We start from the raw sequence: 25,126 nt of genomic DNA on the forward strand, positions 1-25,126 counted from the left end.
GCAATCAAGCCGGCCATCCTGATGGCCTCAATCAATACATATTTATGAAGAAAAAATTACCTGCTAGTAAAGGGTTCTCTCCTTTCAAAGAAAACAAATCCGGCAAATCAGAAAAACCGGCAGCAGGCAACCGCAACCGCCCTTCCTTCGATGGTGAAAGGCCTGGAAGAGCATCTGCAAACGATGATACACGCAAGCGCAGCTTCGGCAAACCGGAAGATGGCGACGCCCCATTCCGTAAACGTGCTGCCGGCAAAGATGCGCAGGATGATAAACCAGCGTTTCGTAAACGCACTTTTACTAAAGACGGTCAGGACGAAAAACCTGCATTCCGCAAGCGTACTTTTACCAAAGATGGCCAGGATGAGAAGCCTGCATTCCGTGGTAAACGTCCATTCAACAAAGACGACCAGGACGAGAAGCCTGCATTCCGCGGTAAACGTCCATTCAACAAAGATGATCAGGAGGAGAAGCCTGCATTCCGCGGTAAACGTCCATTCAACAAAGATGGCCAGGATGAAAAGCCTGCATTCCGCGGTAAACGTACCTTCGAATCTGATAAACCAGGTCGAAAAAAGCCTGATAACTATAAGTCATCCAGCGAAAGCAGCTTCCACGGCGATTTTGAAAACGACAAATCCGCCAGGGAAACGCCAAGTGGCTTTAACCGCAAGAAATTCTTTGATCGTACCAACGATCGTTTTACGGATAAGCACGAACGTCGCAGAAAGCCGGTAAAAAGAGGTGAAAGTGCTGCTGCTCCTGTATTTAAGAAGGAAGCGAAGGAGAAAAAAGAAAGCATTTTCGGCCCTGGTGAAATGCCGCTGAATAAATTCATTGCCCATTCCGGCCTCTGCTCACGCAGAAAAGCAGTTGACTATATCCGCGAAGGTAAAGTAACGGTTAACGGAGAAGTGGTGAAAGAACCAGCTACCAAAGTAACTGCGAAAGACAACGTAGCACTGCTGGATAAGAAACTCACTATCCAGAAAAACCTGGTGTATATCCTGCTGAATAAACCCAAAGGTTATATCACCACAACTGATGATCCCGAAGGTCGCAGAACCGTAATGGACCTCATCGAAGATGCTGTGGAAGAGGAAAGAGTATATCCTGTAGGCCGACTGGACCGCAATACTTCCGGTTTGCTGCTGCTCACCAACGATGGTGAACTGGCACAGAAACTGGCGCATCCAAAACATAACATCAAAAAAATATACCAGGTAGAACTGGACAAACCACTTACCAAAGCGGATTCTGAAAAGATCGTTGCCGGTTTGACGCTGGAAGATGGTGTTGCATTTGTAGATGCACTGGGTTACATCGACCCTAAAGATAAAAAGCAGGTAGGTATCGAAATCCACAGCGGTAAAAACCGTATCGTGCGTCGTATTTTCGAGCACCTGGAGTATAACGTGGAAAAGCTGGATCGTGTGATGTATGCGGGTTTGACCAAGAAAAACCTGAACCGTGGCCAATGGCGATTCCTGACTGAGAAAGAAGTTATCCTGCTGAAACATTTCAAATAACTGGCTGGCACAGATGCGAATAGAAGAGCATATTATTTTAGAAACACCGGATTTTGTTATCATTAACAAACCATCAGGAATGCTAACCTTACCTGACAGGCATGATAACGAACTAACGTCACTGCTTGGATTGCTGAGAAAGCATTACGGCGAAATCTTCACGGTACACCGGCTGGATCGTGACACAAGTGGCATCATTCTTTTTGCCCGTAACGAGGCAGCTCATAAATACTACTCCCAACTGTTTGAAAGCAGGGAAGTAAAGAAGTTTTACCTCGCGCTGGTTACCGGGCAGATTGTGCCTAAGCAGGGCATCGTGGACGAAGCGATTATGGAGCATCCGGTGGTGAAAGGTAAAATGGTGACTAACAGGCGCGGTAAGGCTTCCCTGACGGACTATGAAGTATTGGAAGAGTTTGGCCTGCTGAGCCTGGTAAAATTACAGATTCATACCGGCCGTACGCACCAGATCAGGGTGCATATGAAGCACCTGGGTCACCCGGTGGCGGTGGATGAAATGTATGGTACCGGCGAGCCGATCCGGTTATCTGCCATCAAGAAAAAATTCAAGCTGGGCAAGTATGTGGAAGAGGAACGTCCTTTGCTGAGCAGGCTCGCGTTACATGCCGCTGAGCTGGAGTTTAAGGACCAACAGGGTAAGGAGCAGAAAGTGATCGCTCCGCTGCCAAAGGATATGGCGGCGCTGCTGAATCAGTTGCGGAAGCATAAAAGCTAGTAAGATTATATTTTTTTAGGAAGACCGCCGATGGCGGTCTTTTTTTTGCGAATCCCCCGGGACCGAAGGTCCCGGGGGATTCGCAATGGTTGTCCCCGCCGGCCGGCGGGGACAACCATTGCGAAAAGTAGTTGAGGCTGCGTATGGGCACAAAAAAAACGGGGAGAAATCCCCGTTTCGTAAAAATCAAAAACCAACCATTAAAAAATCTTTATCGGATAAAACCTTTACCTGGTGGTGGAGTAAAGATTCCGGTATAATTATTTGTTTGGTTGTGGTGTAGTTCTCAGATAAGGCTTAATGATTTTGTGGCCTTTCGGAAAACGTTCAGGGATGTCGGCGGTAGGCACTGCTGCCGTAACGATAACATCTTCACCGTCTTTCCAGTCAGCAGGCGTAGCAACACTGTACTGCGCGGTAAGCTGAAGGGAGTCAATCACTCTCAGTACTTCAAAGAAGTTTCTGCCGGTAGAGGCAGGGTAAGTGATTGTGAGTTTTACTTTTTTGTCTGGTCCGATGATAAACAGGGATCTGACAGTAAAAGTTTCTGAGGCATTAGGATGAATCATGCCGTACAGGTTCGCCACTGTTTTGTCTTCGTCAGCAATGATAGGGAAGGTAACGTCACAATTTTGTGTTTCGTTGATATCACCTATCCAGCTTTGATGTTTATCCAATGGATCTACGCTGAGGGCCAGCACTTTAACATTGCGTTTAGCAAACTCGCCGTTAAGTAATGCTGTTTTTCCGAGCTCGGTAGTACATACTGGTGTAAAATCTGCGGGATGCGAGAAAAGTACGCCCCAGCTGTCTCCAAGGTAATCGTAAAAATTTATTTCTCCTAATGTCGTTCTAGCTGTAAAGTTGGGAGCTGTGTCGCCCAGTCTTAAACTCATAGTTTTACGATTTACTTGACCAAAAATAGCATTTTCCTATAAAAGTTATAGACTTTAAAGGAACTTTTTATTTTTTTTCAAGCCTTTGTGATGGGCGGAATAAAAAGGGTTAACAAACAAGGGTTATCAAACAAGGACAAATAAGGGTTAATTCATCTGGATAAAAGCTTTGACAGCCAGGCTGTTAGTGGGGTTAACAAGTACCGGCGTTGCAACAAGGCCGCAGTTAGGCCCTCCTGCAACCGGCTATTTCAGCCTGGCTTAAAAAATCATTAATATTTTCAGGAGGCGGCATGATGCAGCTGCCAGGCATAATAGGCAAGGCTGAACTTCATGTCATCTGTCAGCTCCGCCTCCTGACGGGCAGCAGCATCTTCCAGCTCCAATTCAAGGTATCCAAGGTATAGGTCGTAATTACGTTCCAAAGCCTTTACACAACGCCTTATCTGCTTGTTGATATCCCTGCGGGCCGCTGGTGGAAGCCCCGGTTTTTCCGGTTCCTGCGGTGTTACTGGTAAAGCGATTATTTTTCCCTTTTCTTCCGCAACTTCTTCCATCTCCAGCCAGTTAACCTGCTGCAGAATAGCACCAATTGGAAGCGGCTGCCGACTACTGATTGTACGTGCTGTGTTCATTGCCTTAGGATTTAATTACAATACAAAAATACCAGGCCGATACGCAGAGGATATGCGTAGTGAAAACAATTCTGTACTTTTAATCCAAATTTTTTTGTTAGTGCCAAAGAATAAAGATGCAGTATCGCGATACCGCTGGATAGATGAGCGATTACGCAACAAAAGACTGCCAAAGCCTACCCTGGAAAACCTGATAGAGTATGTTTCTGAAAAAATGGATGCCGTTTTGTCTACCCGTACCATACAGAAAGATATACAGGACATGCGCCAGGACCCGGAACTCAACTACATGGCGCCCATCGTTTACGACCGGGCCAGCAAAACATACCGCTATGCTGATGAAAACTTCTCCATCAGCCAGCTCCCTATTGAAGAAGCTGACCTGCAAGGCCTGGAAATAGCCATCGGTATACTGGAACAGTTCAGGAGCCTGCCGGTGGTACAACAATTCGAAGACTCGATCCTGAAAATTGCAGCCAGCCTGAAAATCAACAGGGAAGCGCTGCAAAACCAGGGACTGATTAAATTTGCGCGCACCACACAATATAAAGGCGCTGAGCATATTCCCTTCATCGTTGATGCTATCAAAAACCTGGAAATAATCCGTATCGCCTACCAGAGCTTCGACCGCGATGAGCCAAAAGAACACTGGGTAGAGCCATATCACCTGCGGGAATACCAACATCGTTTTTATCTCATCGGTAAAAGTCAGCAAACCCGCGGCGGTGCAGTACTTACGTTCGCCCTGGACCGGGTAGTGGAAATATGGCCAACCATGAAACACTTTGATCAAAAAAACTTCGATGATGCCAGCTATTTCAAACACGCTATAGGTATCACTGTATCCGATGGAGATCCGGAAGAAGTGCTGCTGTCGTTCACACCGCGACAGGCCAAATACATTAAATCACAGCCAATCCATGCTTCTCAGAAAGTATTAAAGGATACGGCAAGGGAATGCCATATCTCCCTGCAGGTCGTAGTAAATCCCGAACTGATCATGACGCTGCTGAGTTACGGTGCTAATGTAACAGTGCTGCAGCCACAGTCGCTGGCCGATAAGATGAAGGAAGAAGCACAGCACATGTTGAAGAATTATAAATAACGCCGAAGAAACGTTCAAAATATTACGGGGAGAACGAAAGCTGCATGCTTGCGTTCTCCCCGTAAAAATATAATCTGATAATCCTTACTGCTGCTGTTGCTTAGGCTTGATAAATAAGCTGTCGGCCACTGGCTGATTCACCGTCATTTTGTTGATCTTCAGCGTCATCATACCGCCGCCCTGTGTACTGGTAGCAGGATACACATAACCTTCGGAATTCTTGCTGTAATCAGCAAATTCTGAAATCAATTCCTGCTCTTTGCCTTGTATTTTTACAGAGTTTAATGCCCGCACAATGTAATAACTGCCTGCATCCAGAAATACATAACCTACATTTCCTTCTTTGGTAGTCACTTTCAGCTTGTAGGCAGGCTTACCTTCTACGGTATCTTTACCTACCAATGCTACCTGTTTGCCTTTTGCAGCATAATCATATAGTTCACTACCGGAAATATCCAGCATGCCTTTCATGGCATTAAAAGTAGCAGAATCCATATCCTCCGGGCTCAGCTGGCCCATTACCGGCATCCAGATCCAACCGGATTTCTGGTTCAGCACCTGCACATTGCTGGTGCCCATCACTTCGAATTGCAGGCGCATGGCCTTATTATTCTGCCCCCACTTTTTAAAGGGTATCTCCTGACCCTGCGCCAGGGTAACACCTTCCACATACTGGGTCTTAACTCCTGAAATCTTAGCTACTCCACCCATTGCTGCATAGTGTTTATTTAAAATGTCGGTGAGCGACTGACCATACGTACTCGTTACGGCCATCACCATCAGCAACACCAAAACACTCAGATACTTAACTGGTTTCATAATCATAATTTATCGAATAAAGATAACATAAAAACGTTTCCACCAAATTCTCCCTCTATCCTTTCTGTCAAACTCCGTGCTAATGATTAGATTTACAATATGAATAAATTTGAAATTACCGGAAACCTGGTAGATGTACTTCAACAGGAAATATACCCTGCTACCCTGCAGGTGCAAGACGGTCGGATCAATAAGATAACACGCCTGGAAAAGCCCTGTGATGGCTATATTATGCCGGGATTTACCGATGCACACGTACATGTGGAAAGTTCTATGCTCATTCCTTCAGAATTCGCGCGCATGGCGGTAGTACACGGTACAGTTGCCACTATCAGCGATCCGCATGAAATAGCCAATGTTTTAGGTGTAGCTGGTGTGGAATATATGCTCGATAACGGTAAAACGGTTCCTTTTAAATTTAACTTCGGCGCACCCTCCTGTGTACCGGCTACCACTTTCGAAACAGCCGGCGCCACCGTTACTGCCGAAGATGTTGCGCAGCTCCTGCTTCGCAATGATATTAAGTACCTCACGGAAATGATGAACTTCCCCGGCGTACTGCATCACGATCCGGAAGTAATGGCAAAAATTGCTGCTGCCAAATCCATGAATAAACCGGTAGATGGTCATGCACCCGGCCTGCGCGGCGAAGATGCCCGTAACTACATCAACGCGGGTATCAGCACGGATCACGAATGTTTCACCATAGAAGAAGCCCGGGAGAAATTATCCTACGGCATGCACATCCTCATTCGTGAAGGCAGTGCTGCCAAAAACTTCGAGGCATTGATTCCATTGCTGCCGGATTATTACGAAAAAATTATGTTCTGCAGTGATGATAAACACCCCGACAGCCTGGAAGACGGGCACATCAACGTGCTCGTAAAACGCTCGCTGGCAAAGGGTATGGACCTGTTTAAAACACTACGTGCAGCCTGTGTAAATCCTGTACTGCATTATCAGTTGGATAATGGGCTATTGAGAGAAGGAGATGCCGCCGATTTTATATGGGTAGATAACCTGGAAGATTTCAATGTGCTGGGTACATGGATCAACGGAATCAAAGTAGCGGAAAATGGTAAAACACTCATCCAGTCAGTAGTTGCGGATGTTGTTAATAACTTCGATTGCGAACCTAAAACTCCTGCTGCATTTCGAATTCCTGCCCGCCAAAGCGAACAGGAAGTACCTGTAATTGGTGCCATTGAAGGCGAACTGATTACCAATAAACTCAGCGCTGTACTGAAAGCTGAAGATGGCCATCTCCCCGGTGATATAAACCAGGATATACTCAAACTCACCGTGGTAAACAGGTACCGGAACACTACGCCAGCACTGGGTTTTATTAAAGGATTCGAATTGAAACACGGCGCCATCGCTTCATCAGTGGCACATGACAGCCACAATATTATTGCAGTAGGCACGGATGATAACAGCATCTGTGAAGCAGTGAACGCAGTGATAGCAGCCAAAGGCGGCATCAGCCTGGTGCGCGACGGTAATGCAGAAGTATTGGCACTGCCGGTAGCTGGTTTGATGAGTAACCTCGACGGCTATACGATTGCAGCACAATACAAGGCGTTGGATAAAGCCGCGAAAGAGCTGGGGTCACCACTCGCCTCTCCTTTCATGACCTTGTCGTTTATGGCTTTGCTGGTTATACCGCATTTGAAGCTGAGCGACCTGGGATTATTTGACGGAGATACTTTTACCTTTGTACAACCTGAATAAAATACAAATGGCCGGATATGCATCCGGCCATTTGCTTATTGAAAAATCAATCATTTAGTTAATCCACAGTGCGCCACCAATGCTATCGCGGCTGGCGCCAGTCACGGACGACAGCACGTTTTCCTCCTGCCTCCAGCGTAGCGCACCAATCAAAGCCATCACCAGGGCTTCCTTGCAACTCACAGTTTGCTCATCCGGCACTATTACTTCGATATCCAGCGGCTCCAGTTGCTCCCGCAGGCAGTTCACCAGGAAAGTATTAAAGGCGCCACCACCGGTAATCAGCATTTTCGCCGGTGCGGATGGATCTGTCATTTTATGCTTTAATTCACTTACAGACTTCGCTACCTGCGCAGCAATATGCGCCACGTAGGTGCTCAGTTTACCCTGTACAGATATTTTCAGTTCCTGGAACATTGGCAAAATGGTACCGGTTCCAAAATCGTTAGCCAGCGATTTTGGCCATGGTTCAGCATAGTACGGCAGGGCATTCAGTCGGGTAAGCAGCGCCTCGTCAGTAACACCGCCGGCAGCCAGCTGCCCCCCATCGTCGTAAGCGCGGCCCAGCGCAGCCACGAGGCCATTCAGCACGCGGTTGGCAGGGCAAATATCAAAGGCTGTAAAGCCTTCCGGCAGCAGCGCCGAAATATTGGCGATGCCGCCCAGGTTAAGCCAGTATTGAAATCCAGGGAATAAATACTTTTCACCGATAGGAACAATAGGGGCACCCTGACCTCCCAATGCTATATCCATCGCGCGTAAATCGCTGATCACGGGCAAACCGGTGACCGCAGCAATGGCAGCACCCTCGCCCAATTGAGCCGTCATTTTGCCGGCAGGCACATGAAAGGTAGTATGGCCGTGGGAGGCAATGAAATGTACTTTATGATCCAGGTTATTCTTTTCTATGAACGCTTTGATCCGATGGCCGGAATAATGGCCATACTCACTGTGCAGCAGCAGGTAGTCACGGGCCGGCAGCTCCGTGGCATGGGCCAGTTTCTCTACCCATTCCTGCTCATAAGGAAGACTTTCGGAAGCCTTGATAACGTATGTCCATTGTCCGCGCACCTCTGTCAGCTCTGCAAACACAATATCCAATCCGTCCAGTGAGCTGCCCGACATAGTGCCTATCACATTGTAAACCATCTGAAAAAATTTCCAGCAAAGGTAAAGTATCTCCCCAAAGTTTTTTTCAGGGGTTTTATGGAATCGCGGGAAGGAGGTGCATCATGCCAACAGAAAAACTATCAGTCATGAAAAAGATATTCCCCCTCCTGGCAGTAATGCTGCTGATTAGTATCTGCTCCCTGGCGCAGTCCAGGCTTATTAAGGGTACGTTAAAAGACAGTACTGCCAAAACACCTATTGTAAATGCGGTGGTACGGATTAAAGGCACAGATGTGATGACTGCCTCCGACAAGCTGGGCAACTGGCAGCTCATGATCCCTAAAACCGCCACCACTATTGAAATTGTGGCCTCCGGCTATCCCCGCCGGGAAATGGTCATAAAGGAAAATATCACAGCTGTGGCGATTACGCTGGTACGCAGGCCTGCAAAACGCGTGATGGCGATGGAAGACTCCAACCGGAACATGGTGAAACAAAGGTTTGCACAGGTGGAGATGTCCGTAGCTTCGGCCGCTCCCATGACGCGCTACAGTGCACCGTCGGTCAACTATGGTGAAACTGAGGCCTACGCCCCTATCAATGAAAATATTTTCCATGCCGTAAAGGATCAGCCACTGAGCACTTTCAGTGCCGATGTGGACCGCGCTGCCTACAGCAATGTGCGCCGGTACCTGAACGGGGGCGACCTTCCCCCTGCTGATGCCGTACGGGTGGAAGAAATGATCAATTACTTCGATTATCACTATCCGCAGCCTAAAGGCAAAGATCCGGTGGCTATTGTAACGGACATGAGCGTATGCCCCTGGAACTCCCGCCACCAGCTGGTTAGAATTGGTATACAGGGCAAGCTGGTAGATAATAAGGATATACCAGCCAGTAACCTCGTGTTTTTGCTGGATGTATCCGGTTCAATGGAAGCACCGAACAAACTGCCCCTGGTGAAAAAAGCATTTGGCGCGCTGATTAAACAATTACGCCCGCAGGACCGGGTAGCGATAGTGGTGTACGCAGGTGCTGCCGGTGTGGTATTACCATCTACCCATGGAAATCAGAAAGAAAAAATTACAGCCGCGTTGGAACAATTAGAGGCCGGTGGCTCTACTGCCGGCGGCGCTGGCATCTCCCTGGCATATAAAATTGCCAGAGAAAACTATTTACCTAAAGGTAACAACAGGGTAATACTGGCTACAGATGGCGATTTCAACGTGGGCGCCTCCTCCAGTGGTGAACTGCAGCGACTCATTGAAGGGGAAAAAGATAAAGGAATCTTTTTGTCTGTTCTTGGTTTTGGCATGGGCAACCTGAAAGATGTAAACCTGGAAACGCTTGCCGACAAAGGAAATGGCAACTACGCCTACATAGATAATTACGAAGAAGCCCGCAGAATTTTTGTGACTGAATTTGGTGGTACCCTGTTCACGATTGCCAAGGATGTGAAGTTACAGGTAGAGTTCAATCCTAACTTCGTGCAGTCGTACCGGTTAGTAGGATATGAAAACAGGCTATTACAGGCAGAGGATTTTAATAATGATAAAAAAGATGCTGGTGACATGGGGGCAGGACATACCGTGACTGCATTATATGAAATTGTGCCTGCCGGTGGTGTAAAAGGTCAGGAGGTAAATTGGGTGGATCCCCTGAAGTACCAGGAGGCTAAAATTCTCGGCAACCGTACGGAGGTGCTGACGGTGAAAATGCGGTATAAAGAGCCGGATTCCAATACCAGCAGCCTGGTACAACAGGTGTTGCATTATCAGTCCAAACCGTTTGAAAGCATGGACACTGATTTTCGCCTGGCCGCTTCGGTAGCAGCCTTTGGGCAGCTGCTGCGTGAATCCGCCTTCCAGGGAGAGGCCAGCTATGAGCAGGTTTTGAAATGGGCGGCTAATACCCGTGAAAACGATCCCGAAGGCTATAGAGCTGAGTATCAGCAGTTAGTGAAAAAAGCCCAGTTGCTGCAAAAATGAGAATCAACAATTTTCGGTAATTTGCCGCCTCAAAGGCAAAGCAAATGATAATAAATTTAAGTGAAACTAATTCGCTGGTAGGTGAATGGCTGAGTGAAATCAGAAACGTGGACGTACAGCACGACCGTATGCGTTTCAGGCGTAACATGGAGCGCCTGGGTGAGGTGGCCGCCTATGAAATCAGCAAAACGCTGGAATACGTAGAGAAAGAGGTGACCACCCCTATGGGTATAGCCAACTGCCGCGTCCTGAAATCGCAACCGGTACTGGCTACCATTCTCAGGGCAGGATTAGCTTTACACCAGGGTTTGCTGCATTATTTTGACAAAGCCGACCATGCATTTATTTCCGCTTACCGCAAGCATAATCATGATGGCTCTTTCGATATCAGCCTGGAATATGTAAGCAGTCCTTCTATTGAAGGTCAGGTACTTATCCTTTCCGACCCGATGCTGGCCACCGGTGCCTCACTTGTAAAAACCATCGAGCACCTGGAAGAAATCGGTAAACCAACACATATTCACCTGGTAGTGGCTATTGCCTGCACCGTGGGTATTGAATATGTGTTAAGAAACACGAAAGCGAACCTTACCATCTGGGCAGGAGATATTGATGATGAACTGACAGCTAAAGGCTACATTGTACCGGGTTTAGGCGATGCTGGCGACCTGGCTTTTGGAAATAAATTACAACAATAGTCGTTATTTTAACGTTTAACGGATATACGGAATTGATACTTATTAAAATTCCGTATATCCGTTTTTTTATGCCTATATTTCTTTTTATACATGGATTTAATTTGAAATATGACTTAATTGGTGTACCTTCACCATTATTGCATAAACCCTATGCTACAAGCTTTGCCATATGAAAAGAGCTTTACTATTCCTGACCATATTTTTTAGTCTGAACAACGCCTTGCGGGCGCAAGACCCGCACTTCTCCCAGTTTTTTGCCTCACCAATGACGCTTAACCCGGCGTTTACAGGTTTATTTTCAGGTGATTACCGCCTGTCAGGCAACTACAGATCACAATGGAGAAGTATATCTACACCTTTCGTTACCGGAACTGCAGCGGTTGATTTTGGTATCCTGAAAAACGTAATTAGCTATACTGACATCTGGGGTGTGGGCCTGATGGCCATGTATGACCGTAGTGGCGGAGGTGCACTTACCTCCACTTTTCTGAGTGCCAGCACAGCCTATCACAAGGGGCTGGACCCGGAAGGAAATCACACCATTGCGATCGGTTTACAGGGAACGCTGGTGCAGAAGCGCGTGGATAATGAGAAACTGCGTTTCGAAAATCAGATTGATAACAACGGCTATAATCCTTCTATACCAAGTGGTGAAACGCTGATCAATCCTAAGATTTCATACTTCGATCCCAACATCGGTATATTGTACAATGGCCTCATTGGCGAATCATCCAACATTTACATGGGTGCTTCGTACTATCATATCACGCAGCCTACAGAATCGTTTATGGATCAAACACAGAACAGGCTTAGCTACCGTTGGACGCTCCATGGTGGCGGTTCTGCACCGATCAATGGGGTAAACAGAATTCACGGTAGCATCCTGTATATGAAACAAAGCACTGCTACAGAATTCACTTTTGGCGGCGCTTACGGCTTTACCATGGACGACACGGATGATAAACCAACTGTATTTTATGTAGGTAGCTGGTATCGTTGGAAAGATGCGGTGATTCCTTACATTGGCCTGGAGATAAAAGGTTTCCAGGTAGGCCTCACCTACGATACCAACGTATCCAGTCTGAAGCCGGCATCCAATTACAGAGGAGGTCTGGAACTTTCCCTGATTTACATCCACTCCCGCAATTCGATGAACAAGTACAAAACGCTGTGTCCGCGATTCTAAGACATTCGTAACAAAAGCAAGATATTTCATAACAAATAAGCCCGGTCGTATTGATCGGGCTTATTTATTAGGTGGATTTTCGCTAGTTTCGTTGCACCTTAGCTTTAGAGGAAAAACTCAATCTATTTACACTAAAACTGAACACACTTGTTTTCATTCAGAGAGGTGCTGTCCGCTTTTCAGGCTTACGGTAAGGCGCACCATTTTATCATGCAGCATAAATTGTGGAAGTGGATTCTCATCCCAGGAATCATTTATTGCTTGTTGTTTTTTGCAGGCTTTTATTTTGTGTGGGGCTATTCAGGCGAGTTTGTCGAATATCTTACCCGGTTATTCCATATCACTGAATGGGTGCAGGATGTTGAAAGCAGCTGGATAAGTTTCCTGTTTTTGCTGGTAGCATTTAGTGTCAAGGTTATTTTCGTATTCTGGTATTTCTCTTATTTCAAATATTTTTTCCTGATCCTTGGTTCCCCGGTATTTGCGTACCTCTCGGAAAAAACGGAATCTATCATCCAGCATAAAGATTTCCCATTTAGCTGGAAGCAGCTGTTTGCAGATATTTTCAGGGGGATAAAAATGTCGTGCCGCAACATTGTGTACCAAACGGCCGCTATCCTCATCTTACTACTGGTATCGTTTGTACCCGTGGTAGGCTGGATCACGCCAATGATCGGCTTTTTCATTGAAGCTTATTTCTATGGTTTTTCCATGATGGATTATAGCTGCGAGCGGAACAGAATGAACATGTCACAAAGTATAACGTTTATACGTCAGCACAGGGGCATGGCACTGGGTAATGGTATTGTGTTTTACCTGTTTATGCTGATTCCTGTGGCCGGCTGGATACTGGCCCCTTCTTACGCTGTAATTGCGGCTACCATTGATTTACAAAACAAAAAAATTCGATAATGACTACTGGCAAAGTGTACCTGATTCCTACCGTGCTGAGTGCTGATGCCTTATACAGTATACCTCCTTACGTTACCGAGGTAGCCAGGAAACTCACCGTTTTTTATGTGGAAAACGAGCGGACAGCCCGCCGGTACCTGAAAGCGCTGGACCGCAGTATTAATATCGATGCATTGCAACTGCTGCCCATGAACGAAAACCAGCTGCCCGACACAGAAGCGGCTAAAAAGTTTCTCCGCCAGGGTATCGATATTGGTGTCATCAGTGAGGCGGGATGCCCTGCTGTAGCCGACCCGGGGCATCTGATCGTGAGAGCCGCCCATACCATTGAAGCGCCGGTGATTCCTATGATTGGCCCCAACTCTATGTTGCTGGCCCTGATGGCCTCCGGCATGAACGGCCAGCATTTCCAGTTTGTTGGCTACCTGCCCATTAAACCACATGAGCGAATTAAAGCTATTAAGGAGCTGGAACTGCAATCACAAAAGAAAAAACAGACGCAGCTTTTTATTGAAACACCCTATAGAAATAATCAGCTGTTAAAAGATATCCTGGATAACTGTAAGGAGCATACGAAAGTATGTGTGGCCGCGGATATTACCGGCCCGGAAGAATTTATCCGGACCAAAACAGTGAAGGAGTGGAAAAAGGCATTGCCGGAATTGCATAAGAAACCGGCGATTTTTCTGCTTGATTCAGAATAAACGAAAAAGGGACGGAACCTGCGGTTCCGTCCCTTTTTCGTTTTGGTGCCGGGCCTACGGCCCGTAATCTATTCTACAATGCGTTTACCAGTTTGCTGGTCGGTTATAGAGATAATACTGTCTACTATGAACGGACTAAAGCCTCTCCACGGAATCGCACCCAGATATTCCTTATAACTCAGTTCCACCCATTTACCGGAAGCGGTCATCAGCTTTTGTGCGATACGCTCGTTGGTAACTGAAAACTGGAATTCATTGCTCTGGATAGTACCTGCCACCTGGCCCTTGTAGCCCGATTGTATCAGCTTTCCTTCATAGGTTTTGAAGATATATCCTTTCTGTACAAAGTAGTTTAATTCTCCTGCCTTTACTCCCTTTCCAAATACGAAATAAAATTTATAAAAGAAGATGCCGCCCAGGATTAAAACAATGACTGAAACGACGATGAATACAAATCGGCCCATAGGGTTATGTGTTTATTAGTGAATGTTAGAAACTTTTATCCACCATGTACAGCAGTGCAGCCATTGCAAATGCGCCCAGTTCAAGTTCACGTTTATTCACATTTTCAAACACATCATTAGGGGCATGGTGAATATCAAAATAACGCTGGGAGTCCGGCGAAAGTTCGGCCATAGGTGCACCTATTGCTGCGTTCAGCTGACCTACGTCCACTCCGCCGCCCGGCTCATCAAAATCGTATATGCCATATGGTAAGAACAGCGGACGCCATGCGTTTACTTTGGCCCGTTGCTCATCGCTCATGGTCATCATAAATCCACGTGGTGTAAAACCGCCGGCATCACTTTCCAGTGCAAAGATGTGCTTTTCGCCGCGTTCTTTGGCCACCTGTGCATATTTCTTACCTCCGCGGGTACCATTTTCTTCATTGGCAAACAGTACTACGCGCAATGTACGCTCCGGCTTAATGCCCAGCGCCTTGAAGGTACGCAGCACCTCAATGGACTGTACGCAGCCGGTGCCATCATCATGTGCTCCTTCAGCAACATCCCAGGAGTCGAGGTGACCGCCTACGGTCAGATACTGATCCGGATATTTACTGCCTTTCAGCTCCCCGATCACATTGTGACCGATAGTATCTGCCAGCATCCTGCAATTTGTTCTCAGGAACACCTGTGCGGAAGGCTCGTCTTTGATACGCTGGCTCAACCTGTCCGCATCCTGTAACCCGATAGCCACTGCCGGGATCCTTGGATAAGCGGTATCATACTGCATGGCACCCGTGTGTGGCTCATTATTGGCGCCGTGCGACATAGAACGTACAATTACTGCCAATGCTCCGTATTTGGAAGCCCTGCTGGCACCACTACCCCTGAATTTCACGGCGTCGCCATAGGAATGGAATGTTTTGATGAATTTCGGGTTAAAAGGATAGTTGTAGAATACGATCTTTCCTTTGACCTCGTCCTTCCTGGCCTCCAGCTCCTCGTAGGAAGATATTTCCAGGACTGGGGCAGTCACCCCTCCCTCGCCACTGCCTACGGAGTTACCCAGTGCCAGGACGTTTAAAGGGGGTGTATAATCTCTCCTTTTGGAGATAATGCGGGCTTCTTCGCGGGCGCCCCTTACCCAATGCGGTACCATGCAGGCCTGCAGGTATACTGTATCAGCTCCGGCGGCCTTCAGGGCGGCTACGCCCCAGTGCTCGGCCTTCACCATACCCGGCGATCCTGCCAGCCGGCCTCCCACCTCTTTGGTGAGCACCCGGAGATTGTCGTATGCGGTGCTATGTGTGAGTACTTCATCAGCTATCTGTCTGAATATCACTGAGTCCTGCTGCTGAGCCGACACCAATGCGGGTACAGCACAGCCCAGGAAAATTGGCAAAAGGTATTTCCTCATAAAGCGGTCTGTTTGGGCGATAAAACTAATTAATTGTCCCCAGCCTACAAATAACAATAAAATGGTTTAAACGGCTCGGGGAATTGATTTAGGTGCCTTACCTTTGCAGATGCATTTATGGATAACAGCTGATAAGGGCACGTATTACTGTTTTTCATACTATGGGCTTTCGTTTTTAGGCTTAAATAACAAATCATGCGTATTGGAATAGTATGTTATCCTACATACGGTGGTAGTGGCGTACTGGCTACAGAGTTGGGAAAAGCTCTGGCCGACAAAGGCCACATGGTCCACTTTATCACGTATCAGCAGCCGGTTAGGCTCAACGCGTTTCACGCGAACATTTATTATCACGAAGTACAGGTCCCTACATACCCACTGTTCGATTTTCCACCTTATGAGTCGGCGCTCAGCAGTACCATGGTGGATGTAATCATTAATCAGAAGCTGGACCTCCTCCACGTTCATTATGCCATTCCACATGCATCTACTGCATATATGGCCAAGCAGATCGTGGCTAAACAGGGTCGTGTAGTTCCATTTATCACCACCCTTCACGGAACTGATATCACGCTGGTAGGTAAGGATAAAACCTATGCCCCGGTGGTAACCTTCTCCATCAATGAGTCAGATGCCATTACCGCGGTATCGGAAAATCTCCGTGATGAAACCTATAAATCTTTCCAGATAGAAAAAGACATCTCTGTGATCTACAACTTTGTGGATACCCAGCGATTCAGTCGCCGCGAGCTGCCTCACTTCCGCAAGGCCATTGCGCCAAACGGGGAAAAAGTGCTGCTGCACGTTTCCAACTTCCGTAAGGTAAAACGTGTACCGGATGTGATTATGATCTTTAAACAGGTAAGAGAAGCCATGCCGGCTAAACTGCTGCTGGTAGGTGATGGCCCTGACAGGCCAACCATCGAATGTATGTGCAGGGAGCTTGGTTTATGCGATGATATCCGCTTTGTAGGTAAGCAGGAACAACTGGAAGATGTAATGTCTATCAGTGATCTGTTCATCCTGCCTTCGGATTATGAGAGCTTTGGACTGGCGGCCCTGGAGGCGATGGCATCGGAAGTACCGGTGATATCTTCTAACGCTGGCGGCTTACCGGAAATTAACATACCGGGTGTTACAGGTTATATGGGAGATGTAGGTGACGTAGATACCATGGCTAAGCATGCGATTCGCCTCCTCCAGGACGAAGAGCTGCTGGCACGTGTGCGCAAAGGTGCATGGGCACAGGCGCAGCGCTTCCATATCGACAATATCATTCCTCAATACGAGGCTTTATACGAACAGGTGCTGGAAAATCAGCGTCAGACGCAGTTGCTCTAACGGGCACGGATCCATCTTTCAGGATTCTGCTTCACCACGTTCTTATATATCTGCAATTCAATCTGGCCGTTGCTGCTGCCCGGAGAGGCGGCAGCAACGCCTAAAGTTTGTCCCCTGGCTACTTTCGCTCCTTTATTCACTTTCACATCCAGCAGGTGTACGTAGTTGGTAAAATATTTTCCATGTCGCAGCGTCACCATATACCCTGATCCCTGGATGTTAAATACCATGATCACTTCGCCTTCGAAAATGGCTTTCACCGCGGCGCCAACGCTGGTATGAAATACCACTCCGCTGTATTCCTTTTCTACCTTGCCAACCATGCCCATACCGAAGTGACCAACAATACGTCCGGCAGAAACCGGCCATGGCAGTCGCCCGCGGTTGGCTTCAAAGTTTTTGGAGAGGGTAAGTTCACCCGGAGAGGCTACCAGCACATCTTCGCTGGAGGTTTCCTTCTCTTCCGGCTCTTCTTTTACCTTAGGCTCTGGTGGTGGCTTCACACCTTTTTTAGCGGCAGCTTTACGGGCGGCCAATGCCTTGCGGGCAGCTTCTTCCTGCTGCTTTTTACGTTTGGCAGCAGCGATACGCTTTCGCTCCGCCGCCTCTGCAGCAGCTTTGCGGCGTGCCGCTTCAATTTCCCTGCGGATAGCTGCCTGGATAGCATTATCTATCTGCTTCGCCTCCGCTTTGCTTTTCGCAATGCTCTGCTGCAAATCTTTCTGCTTGTCCTGCAGCTCCCTGATGGTTTGAGCGGTTTCTTTCTGGTCGTTGACCAGCTGTATTTTCTGGCGCTGCTCTACGTATAGGGCACCCGTCTTGGCTTTGCGTTGTTCATGTAATTCGGCCAGCTTCTTTCCCAACAGTTGCCGGGTCGACAACATACTTTCCGCCTGGCGGCGCTTACTTTCGCGATACTGCCGCAGGTATTCATACCGGCGTAAGGCATCGTTAAAGCTGGTGGCAGAAAACAGGAAGTTGAGTACGTCGTAGTTGGTGCGGGATTTATAGCTGTACACCAGCAGCTGGGCATAGCGGGCACGCAGGGAGTCTACTTCTTTTTCCAGTGTTTCCACATTGCTGCTGGTGTTGGCGATGTCGCCTTCAATCTGGCTCAGCTCTGTATTGATCACTTTAATCTGCTCGTTGCGGGAGCTGATTTTAGCCTGTAATTCTTTTTGCAGGGATTGATTTTGCCGGGTACTTTTCCGGGTCTCCTGGAGGGCGCGGGTAGCTTCCGCTATTTCTTTCAACAGCTGTTCCTTTCTGTTTTCCAGGGCTGCACGTGACTGCTTACTCCGCTGTGCCATGAGCACGGCGGGTAACAGGCATAGCGCCATTATGAAAGGGATCAACTTTCTCAAACAATAATGCATTAGGTTAGTAAGTAGGGCCATTGCAGGTTTAGTGCAGGCCTATCGGCGGCGTATCCACTGCTCAGGATTCTGTTTAGCGTTACCTTTCCAGATCTGCAGTTCTACCTCGCCGGAATTTTCAATATCGTTTACACTCGCAGTACCGATTACCTGACCGGTTTTCACCATGTCTCCTTTCTTCACACGTGTGGTTTGCAAACGTATATACGTCGTGAAATATTGTCCGTGGCGGATGATAATCATATAGCCCATACCTGGCATTACCACTACGGATCTCACTTCCCCGTCGAAGATGGATTTTACCGGACCGCCTTTATTGGTAGCGATAACTATGCCATCTGAAGGTACGGTGATGCGTTCCATAACGGCGTGCTGGTGAATACCGAAGTGTTCAATGATGTTACCTGCATCTACCGGCCATGGGAGTTTTCCGCGGTTAGCCTCAAAGCTTTCAGACAATGCGAGTGCTTCCGGTGTGGCTTCCAGTACGTTCTCGCTGCGTGTAGGCGCTGGCGGTGGTGCTGGTGCCGGTGTAGGTTTTTCTACCGGTTTCTCTGCAGGTTTTTCTGCTGGCTTTTCTGCCGGTGGCGGAGTGGCAGCAGTGTTATTATTAGCATTAGCGGCTTTTTCAGCGGCGGCTCTGGCCTTTTCGGCAGCAGCAGCGGCGGCGGCAGCTTTGCGTGCTTCCTCTTCGCGGCGGCGTTTTTCTTCGAGGGCTTTTTTGCGGGCGGCTTCCTCTTCCGCAGCCTTACGGCGCGCCTCTTCGATCTCGCGCTTAATTACGTTACGGATGGCAATCTGTACTTTCTGGGCATCTTTCTTACGCTGATTGATGTCCTGTACCAGTTCCTTCTCCCGGCCTTTCAATTTGCTCAGTACCTCATCTTTCTCCTTTTTATCCGCTTCGAGGATGGAGCGTTGCTCCTGTTCAGTTTTCAAGGCATCACCACGTTTTAAACGTTGTGATTCGAGATTACCGATTTTTTTGGTGAGCAGGTCCTGTGTTACCACGATGTTATCGGCCTGACGGCGGCGGTATTCACGGTATTGCTTCAGGTATTGAAAACGTTTCACCGCATCATTGAAGCTGGATGCAGAAAACACGAAGTTCATCAGGTCGTAGGTGCTTCTGTTTTTATAAGCATATACCACGAGTTGTGCATATTGTGCTTTTAAGGTATCCAGGTCTTTCTTCAGGGTATTCACATCGCGGTAGGCGCTGTTGATATCACCGTTGATGAAGTTGATTTCGTCGTTGATATTGTTGATCAGGCGGGTACGCGCAGTGATTTTATCGCGCAGGGCTCGCAGCTGCCCCATGCTTTCACGTGTGGATTTTTTTGTTACCTGTAGTTGCTCGTTGGCCTCATCAATTTCGCGTTGTAATTCTTTTTTACGACGTTCCAGTTCTTCCCTTGATTGCGAAGGCTGCTGCTGACCAGCATTTTGCTGGGCCACCACCATTGCGGGCATCAACCATACAACCAACATAAACGGGATAATCTTCTTCAAATACAACATGACTATATTTAGTAACTGCGAATATTAATATCAGGTATATAAACGATAAATATACAACGTTTATTAGTTTAAAGCTGCGGAACATTTGCCGCAGTTCTACTACATACGCTTGTATCCTGATGGCGTGCTGAACGGAAAAGTTACGGGCACATCAAAATCAAAGCGGGTGAAGTCCAGCGCCACTTTCGTGGTACCTTTTTCCTCTACGTATATGCGACGGGTTGTTGGAAACTTCCTGTTGGCGGTGCGGGAATAATCACCGTAGGTCAACTCACAGGAGCGCCGTACCGCCGGATCTTTATCCATCACTTTGCTTTGCTGCAGGCCGTAGTCATCTGCATACACGTTGAACAGACTGGTAAAGTCAGGCGCATCGCAACTGAAGGAAATGATAGCCGGTGTTTTTGTAATCTGGTATAATGAGTCGGTAAGATATACAGGGTTACCGATCAGCAAATCCTGCAGGGTGTTGAAATCAAACGGCACATTAAGCATGTCTTTGGCATCTGCCAGGTTACGCAATACCAATTGTTTTTTCAGGCGGTTATATAACTTCAGGCTGTCCGGTGTAATCACGGCTCTTACCACCTCGTCAATTACAGGCGCAGAGATAGAAATCCAGATGATACTGTCTTTCCGCATACGAACGTTCACAGAAAGCCCGCTTTTGCTGTCCTGCTCATTTTCGAAGGCAAATTTTGCACGGCCCGAAAAGGAGTTGAAATCTATATGATTCTTCTGTATTCCAGCCAGCATAGAGTCTTTAAACCTGTTTAACTCCTCACCGGAACCATCCGAAATCACTTTCACCTTGCCGGTATCGGCAGCGGGAAAGGTAGAACGAGCCAGTTCTTTAGGGCGGCGACAGGAAACGGTCAATACTCCGATTAACCCTACAAATAACAATAATCTCATACTTGCATGCATCTTTTGACAGCCATTCACAACATAGGCAAGCGCCTATTGAACATATCTTTTCTCAGCGATTTTTTTGGTGAGGGCTACAGAAGAAGCTCCTTTCTCCTGGGCCATCTGCCAGTATTCTACCGCTTTATTAACATCATTTAAATTATAGAGTATATCCCCGTAGTGCTCCAGCATGCTGGCATTTTGGAGGGAGGCCGGAAACAGAAATGCTTTATCCATCCACTCTTTGGCTTCCTGGTACTTTTGCTGACGGAAAAGAATCCAGGCGTAGGTATCCATAAAAGTTGGGCTCTCCGGATCTATTTCGAGGGAGCGGCGCGACATCTCAGCGGCCTTGCTCAGGTTTTCACCACGGAGCGACAGGTAATAACTGTAGTTATTGAGTACAGTGGCATCTTTCGGACGCAGCAACAATGCTTTTTCGTAGCTGCTGTCGGACGATGCATTTTGGCCGGTGGCGTGATAAGCATCCCCCAGCAGGGAGTAGACATCTGCCGTAAATCTTTTTTCTGCATCCCCCAATGCCAGTGCCTTATTCATGGACACGATGGTGGCGGGGTACTGCCGCAGCAGGTAGTTGGCCAGTCCGTTGAAATAGAATCCCATAAACTCTTTCGGGAACAGCCGGGTAACGGTATCACTGAGTGTCAGCAAGTCGTTAGCATCATCCTTACGGGAGGTAATCCACATTTGCTGATACCATACGGAAAAGCGGGTGGAGTCCAGTGAGAGCGACCGCTGATAGTTGAGTTGTGCACTATCCAGGATATCTCCCTGGGAGTACATATCGCCCAGGAGTGCATATGACTTGGCATCGTTCGGATGTGCAGCCACAATCAGGTGTGCCAGCTGTAATCCTTCCTGTAGCTTGGTGGTATCTGTTTCCAGCATGCGGAGGTAAGGATATACGTAGGCTACTTTTTCGTCGATGCTGTACGTATTGTTTGCAAAGGCGCGGGTCATATAGTCCCAGTACGCCGGCATATCCTGCCGCTTTTTTGCATAGGAGCCCAGTGCTATCAGTGCCCTTGCATTTTCCGGATCGCGGGAAAGGATATCGTTGTAAACAGCAGTAGCATCGGCAATCTGGTCATTGGCGTCATACACTTCAGCCAGCAGATAGTAGTAGCGCGTTTCAGAAGGGTTGGTATCGATGAGGCGCTTTATTTCTGCGGCAGCTTCATCGGCCTTGCTCATCCTGAGCAGTAACCGTTGCTTCTGGTAGGTTACTTCTTCTACCACACCTGTTTTTTGTTCCAGCTGATTAAATACCGCCAGTGCTGCTTCCAGCTTATTGGCTTTGCTCAGCAAAACACCCTGGTTATAGAGGTAATCATCGTTTTCAGGGTATTTGCGGGCAAGATTTTTATACACCATGGCGCCGCTGTCGAATTTCTCCGATACGGCATAGGCATCAGCGAGCAGTTGCTGAAACCAGTGGTTGGAAGTATCCATAGTGGCCGCTTTGCGTGCAAAGTTGAGCGCATAGGGGCCGCTATGGGTTTCCATGAGCAGGCGTGCAATTTCATAAAACACCACAGCATTGCTTCTGTCCAGCTTCAGGTAGTCGGAATATTGGGAAAGCGCGGCGCGGTAGTCCCCAATCATTTTCGACCGCTGGGCGGCGAAGAAAAGACTATCCGTACGTTGCTTCAGCAATACGGGATCAACGGTGGCATTGCCACCGGCCCGTTTGCTGGTGCTGCATGCAGCAAAAACCAACGTCAGGGATAAGCCTATCACTGTGACGTATACACGCATTTATCAGGATTTACCGGTATGACCAAATCCACCTTCGCCCCGTTCTGTAGTGCTCAGTATTTCCACCGGCTGCATCGTTGCCTGTACGAATGGTGCGATCACCATTTGGGCAATACGATCACCCGGCTGCACTACCTGCGGTTCGTTGGATAAGTTGATCAGGATGATTTTTATCTCTCCCCTATAATCAGCATCAATGGTGCCGGGAGTATTTAATAATGTCAGTCCCTGCTTAATTGCCAGGCCGCTGCGTGGGCGGATCTGCGCTTCATAGCCGGAAGGCAGCTCCATAAACAAGCCGGTAGGCACAAGCGTACGCTCCAGCGGTTGTAAGGTCAGCGGTGCTTCCAGGTTTGCCCGGAGATCCATTCCTGCAGCTTCTGCAGTAGCATAAGCCGGCAGTTCATTTGCCGACTTATTAATTATTTTCACAATTACTTCAGCCATTCAGCAAAGATATTTTTTTATGGTAGAGTTTAACCTTAATTATTATACTTTTCGAGGAGTACGGTGGCATAAGCCATCACCCCTTCCTCGCGGCCTACGAAGCCCATTTTTTCCGTTGTAGTCGCCTTTACTGATACATCTTCCACGCTGATACGCAAACGCTCTGCGATTACTGCCTGCATCTGGGGCACATAAGGTTTGATCTTGGGCGCTTCCAGGCAAAGGGTGCTGTCCACATTCACTACCTGGTAGCCTTTTTCACCAATCAGCTGGGCGCAGCGCGACAACAGGATTTTGCTATCGATATTTTTGTAGGTATTATCAGTATCCGGGAAATGCACCCCGATATCACCCAATGCCAGGGCTCCTAACATCGCGTCGCAAATGGCATGCAGCAATACGTCTGCATCGCTGTGACCGAGTGCGCCCTTGTGATGGGGTACCAACACCCCTCCCAGCCAAAATTCACGACCTTCAACAAGTTGATGAAAATCGACACCCAGTCCAATACGAATGCTACTCATAAGATATTATTTTTTAATCGTTTTGCCAATCCGCAAAGTACGGTATAAAAAGCAAATCCCTCCTTCCGGAGGGATCTGTTTATGTATTTTAACGCAATTTTTAAGGTATTACCAACCCGTTCTGCTCTCTTCTTTTGTTCCCAGGTCAAAAGTAAGGGTAAAGCGCAGGGTGTTGGACAGCGGATTACGCTGGATACCTGAGCCGGAAGGCACCAGGTAAGAGAAGTTCAGACCAAAAATATCGTATTTGATTCCCACACCGGCGGTGAAGTATTTACGGTTACCCTTGTTCTTATTTTCGTTGAAGTAACCGGCCCTCACAGCAAACTGCTGGTTGTACCAGTATTCCATACCTACGGAATACATCAGTTCCTGCAGTTCTTCCTTGAAGCCGCCGGGTGCATCGCCAAAGGAGGAGAACATACCTTCCAGCACGGATTTATCTTTATACGCCCCCGTGGTGTCAGGTGTAGGCACCATCAGTTTGTTGATATCCAGTGCAAAAGTAAGGGTGTTCAGCTCATCCAGCGACAACTTATAGGCTGCTCCCAAACCGAAGTTGGTAGGGATGAAGTCCTTGTTTTGTGCAGAGCTGGTATAGGAGATTTTAGTACCGATATTGGTAATTGCTAAACCAACGCTCAGTTTATTCACCGTACCATCGTCTTTTTCAAAGTCTTTGGTATAGTAACCGGAAACATCGGCAGCAAAGGCTTTACCCGGACGGATAGTCTGGTCGTTTACCGTTTGGCCGCCTGCCAGGTTGGAATAAATGAATCTACCGGTGAGGCCTACCCCAAAATGTTCGGACAGTTTGCGGGCATAACCTGCGTCGATAGCAAATTCACGTGGACGGAAATTACCCTGGTCAGTATTGGTAATATCCCTGAAATTGATGGTACCAAGGGAGAAATAACGCAGCGATCCTGATACTGCCTGATTTTCATCTATTTTGGTATAACCACTTACAGTAGCCAGGAATACATCGTTGACAAGCTCTTTGAGCCATGGAGTATAGGTTACGGCAATGCTGGAGTTGACATCTGAAAACGGCAACTTCGACAGGTTATAATAAATGGAATTGGCATCCGGAGAAATGGCAAGACCCACATCTCCCATCGCACCACTACGGGCATCCGGCGTGATACGCAAGAAAGGAACAGCTGTATTAATAGTGTTGGTACGACCATCTAACTGACCAGTAGAGTCTATAGTCTGGGCTGAGGTTCTTAAACTTGTGAAAGTACTATATATGAACACCAGGCTCAAAGTTAACTTTCGGATCATGCAATGTTCGTATTTTGATAGGATGTAAAA

23 protein-coding genes are annotated in these 25,126 nt (G+C 47.6%); 10 read left to right on the plus strand and 13 right to left on the minus strand.

Annotated features, from left to right (window positions below; all coding sequences use genetic code 11):
* Positions 1-44: 44 nt before the first annotated feature.
* Positions 45-1,529 (plus strand): pseudouridine synthase, encoded by a 1,485-nt coding sequence (locus BUB18_RS30020; RefSeq protein WP_143159998.1) that lies wholly within the window; start codon positions 45-47, stop codon positions 1,527-1,529.
* Positions 1,530-1,542: 13 nt separating this feature from the next.
* Positions 1,543-2,265: an RluA family pseudouridine synthase gene (locus tag BUB18_RS18835; protein ID WP_073084088.1), complete on the plus strand. Its 723-nt coding sequence runs from the start codon at positions 1,543-1,545 to the stop codon at positions 2,263-2,265.
* A 260-nt stretch (positions 2,266-2,525) separates the two neighbouring features.
* On the opposite strand, the gene BUB18_RS18840 is transcribed toward BUB18_RS18835, so the two are convergent.
* Both BUB18_RS18840 and BUB18_RS18845 read right to left on the minus strand, forming a co-directional pair.
* Positions 2,526-3,161 carry a peroxiredoxin gene (locus BUB18_RS18840; RefSeq protein WP_073084090.1) on the minus strand — a complete coding sequence of 212 codons (636 nt, stop codon included), beginning with the start codon at positions 3,159-3,161 and terminating at the stop codon, positions 2,526-2,528.
* Between the two features lie 281 nt (positions 3,162-3,442).
* Positions 3,443-3,796, minus strand: a complete 354-nt coding sequence (locus BUB18_RS18845) for a hypothetical protein (RefSeq protein WP_073084092.1) — start codon at positions 3,794-3,796, stop codon at positions 3,443-3,445.
* A 100-nt stretch (positions 3,797-3,896) separates the two neighbouring features.
* Between BUB18_RS18845 and BUB18_RS18850 the strand changes: the two genes are divergently transcribed.
* Positions 3,897-4,901 (plus strand): helix-turn-helix transcriptional regulator, encoded by a 1,005-nt coding sequence (locus BUB18_RS18850; protein WP_178372156.1) that lies wholly within the window; start codon positions 3,897-3,899, stop codon positions 4,899-4,901.
* 84 nt (positions 4,902-4,985) lie between these two features.
* On the opposite strand, the gene BUB18_RS18855 is transcribed toward BUB18_RS18850, so the two are convergent.
* Entirely contained in the window at positions 4,986-5,720 is a 735-nt protein-coding gene (locus BUB18_RS18855; RefSeq protein WP_143159999.1) for an outer membrane lipoprotein-sorting protein, read from the minus strand.
* 99 nt (positions 5,721-5,819) lie between these two features.
* On the opposite strand from BUB18_RS18855, the gene ade reads away from it, so the two are divergent.
* On the plus strand, positions 5,820-7,451 hold the full coding sequence (gene ade, locus BUB18_RS18860; RefSeq protein WP_073084097.1) for an adenine deaminase: 1,632 nt from the start codon (positions 5,820-5,822) through the stop codon (positions 7,449-7,451).
* A 54-nt stretch (positions 7,452-7,505) separates the two neighbouring features.
* Here ade and BUB18_RS18865 read toward each other — a convergent pair whose 3' ends face one another.
* Positions 7,506-8,600 (minus strand): anhydro-N-acetylmuramic acid kinase, encoded by a 1,095-nt coding sequence (locus BUB18_RS18865; RefSeq protein WP_073084098.1) that lies wholly within the window; start codon positions 8,598-8,600, stop codon positions 7,506-7,508.
* A 107-nt stretch (positions 8,601-8,707) separates the two neighbouring features.
* Between BUB18_RS18865 and BUB18_RS18870 the strand changes: the two genes are divergently transcribed.
* The 5 genes from BUB18_RS18870 (at position 8,708) to BUB18_RS18890 (ending at position 14,049) form a co-directional block, all read left to right on the plus strand.
* Entirely contained in the window at positions 8,708-10,549 is a 1,842-nt protein-coding gene (locus BUB18_RS18870; protein WP_073084100.1) for a YfbK domain-containing protein, read from the plus strand.
* 44 nt (positions 10,550-10,593) lie between these two features.
* A complete protein-coding gene (gene upp / locus BUB18_RS18875) occupies positions 10,594-11,247 on the plus strand; it encodes a uracil phosphoribosyltransferase (RefSeq protein WP_073084102.1) in 654 nt (217 codons plus the stop codon).
* Between the two features lie 169 nt (positions 11,248-11,416).
* Positions 11,417-12,433 (plus strand): PorP/SprF family type IX secretion system membrane protein, encoded by a 1,017-nt coding sequence (locus BUB18_RS18880; RefSeq protein ID WP_073084104.1) that lies wholly within the window; start codon positions 11,417-11,419, stop codon positions 12,431-12,433.
* A gap of 147 nt (positions 12,434-12,580) precedes the next feature.
* Positions 12,581-13,345, plus strand: a complete 765-nt coding sequence (locus BUB18_RS18885; RefSeq protein ID WP_073084106.1) for an EI24 domain-containing protein — start codon at positions 12,581-12,583, stop codon at positions 13,343-13,345.
* Positions 13,345-14,049 carry an SAM-dependent methyltransferase gene (locus BUB18_RS18890; RefSeq protein ID WP_073084108.1) on the plus strand — a complete coding sequence of 235 codons (705 nt, stop codon included), beginning with the start codon at positions 13,345-13,347 and terminating at the stop codon, positions 14,047-14,049. Before BUB18_RS18885 ends, BUB18_RS18890 begins: the two co-directional genes overlap by 1 nt.
* Positions 14,050-14,117: 68 nt before the next feature.
* Here the strand turns inward: BUB18_RS18890 and BUB18_RS18895 are convergent, their stop codons facing one another.
* A complete protein-coding gene (locus tag BUB18_RS18895) occupies positions 14,118-14,513 on the minus strand; it encodes a hypothetical protein (protein ID WP_073084110.1) in 396 nt (131 codons plus the stop codon).
* A gap of 25 nt (positions 14,514-14,538) precedes the next feature.
* Positions 14,539-15,912: a M20/M25/M40 family metallo-hydrolase gene (locus BUB18_RS18900; protein ID WP_073084112.1), complete on the minus strand. Its 1,374-nt coding sequence runs from the start codon at positions 15,910-15,912 to the stop codon at positions 14,539-14,541.
* 195 nt (positions 15,913-16,107) lie between these two features.
* Here BUB18_RS18900 and bshA point away from each other — a divergent pair, with 195 nt between their 5' ends.
* Complete coding sequence (bshA, locus tag BUB18_RS18905) at positions 16,108-17,253, plus strand: N-acetyl-alpha-D-glucosaminyl L-malate synthase BshA (RefSeq protein WP_073084114.1); 1,146 nt, start codon at positions 16,108-16,110, stop codon at positions 17,251-17,253.
* Here bshA and BUB18_RS18910 read toward each other — a convergent pair.
* The 7 genes from BUB18_RS18910 to porV form a co-directional block, all read right to left on the minus strand.
* Entirely contained in the window at positions 17,250-18,617 is a 1,368-nt protein-coding gene (locus tag BUB18_RS18910; RefSeq protein WP_178372157.1) for a murein hydrolase activator EnvC family protein, read from the minus strand. The genes bshA and BUB18_RS18910 overlap by 4 nt on opposite strands.
* A 51-nt stretch (positions 18,618-18,668) precedes the next feature.
* Positions 18,669-20,141, minus strand: a complete 1,473-nt coding sequence (locus BUB18_RS18915; protein ID WP_143160001.1) for a murein hydrolase activator EnvC family protein — start codon at positions 20,139-20,141, stop codon at positions 18,669-18,671.
* A 108-nt stretch (positions 20,142-20,249) separates the two neighbouring features.
* A complete protein-coding gene (locus BUB18_RS18920) occupies positions 20,250-21,065 on the minus strand; it encodes a lipoprotein insertase outer membrane protein LolB1 (RefSeq protein WP_073084120.1) in 816 nt (271 codons plus the stop codon).
* 45 nt (positions 21,066-21,110) lie between these two features.
* The gene (locus BUB18_RS18925; RefSeq protein WP_073084122.1) at positions 21,111-22,838 is read right to left on the minus strand and encodes a tetratricopeptide repeat protein; all 1,728 of its coding nucleotides are present in this window, start codon (positions 22,836-22,838) and stop codon (positions 21,111-21,113) included.
* A gap of 3 nt (positions 22,839-22,841) precedes the next feature.
* Entirely contained in the window at positions 22,842-23,285 is a 444-nt protein-coding gene (gene dut, locus BUB18_RS18930) for a dUTP diphosphatase (RefSeq protein WP_073084124.1), read from the minus strand.
* Between the two features lie 35 nt (positions 23,286-23,320).
* The gene (gene ispF / locus BUB18_RS18935) at positions 23,321-23,809 is read right to left on the minus strand and encodes a 2-C-methyl-D-erythritol 2,4-cyclodiphosphate synthase (RefSeq protein WP_073084126.1); all 489 of its coding nucleotides are present in this window, start codon (positions 23,807-23,809) and stop codon (positions 23,321-23,323) included.
* Positions 23,810-23,917: 108 nt separating this feature from the next.
* Entirely contained in the window at positions 23,918-25,096 is a 1,179-nt protein-coding gene (porV, locus tag BUB18_RS18940; protein WP_073084128.1) for a type IX secretion system outer membrane channel protein PorV, read from the minus strand.
* Positions 25,097-25,126 lie beyond the last annotated feature (30 nt).

It is taken from the genome of Chitinophaga jiangningensis, assembly GCF_900142605.1.
Classification (GTDB): Bacteria; Bacteroidota; Bacteroidia; order Chitinophagales; family Chitinophagaceae; genus Chitinophaga; species Chitinophaga jiangningensis.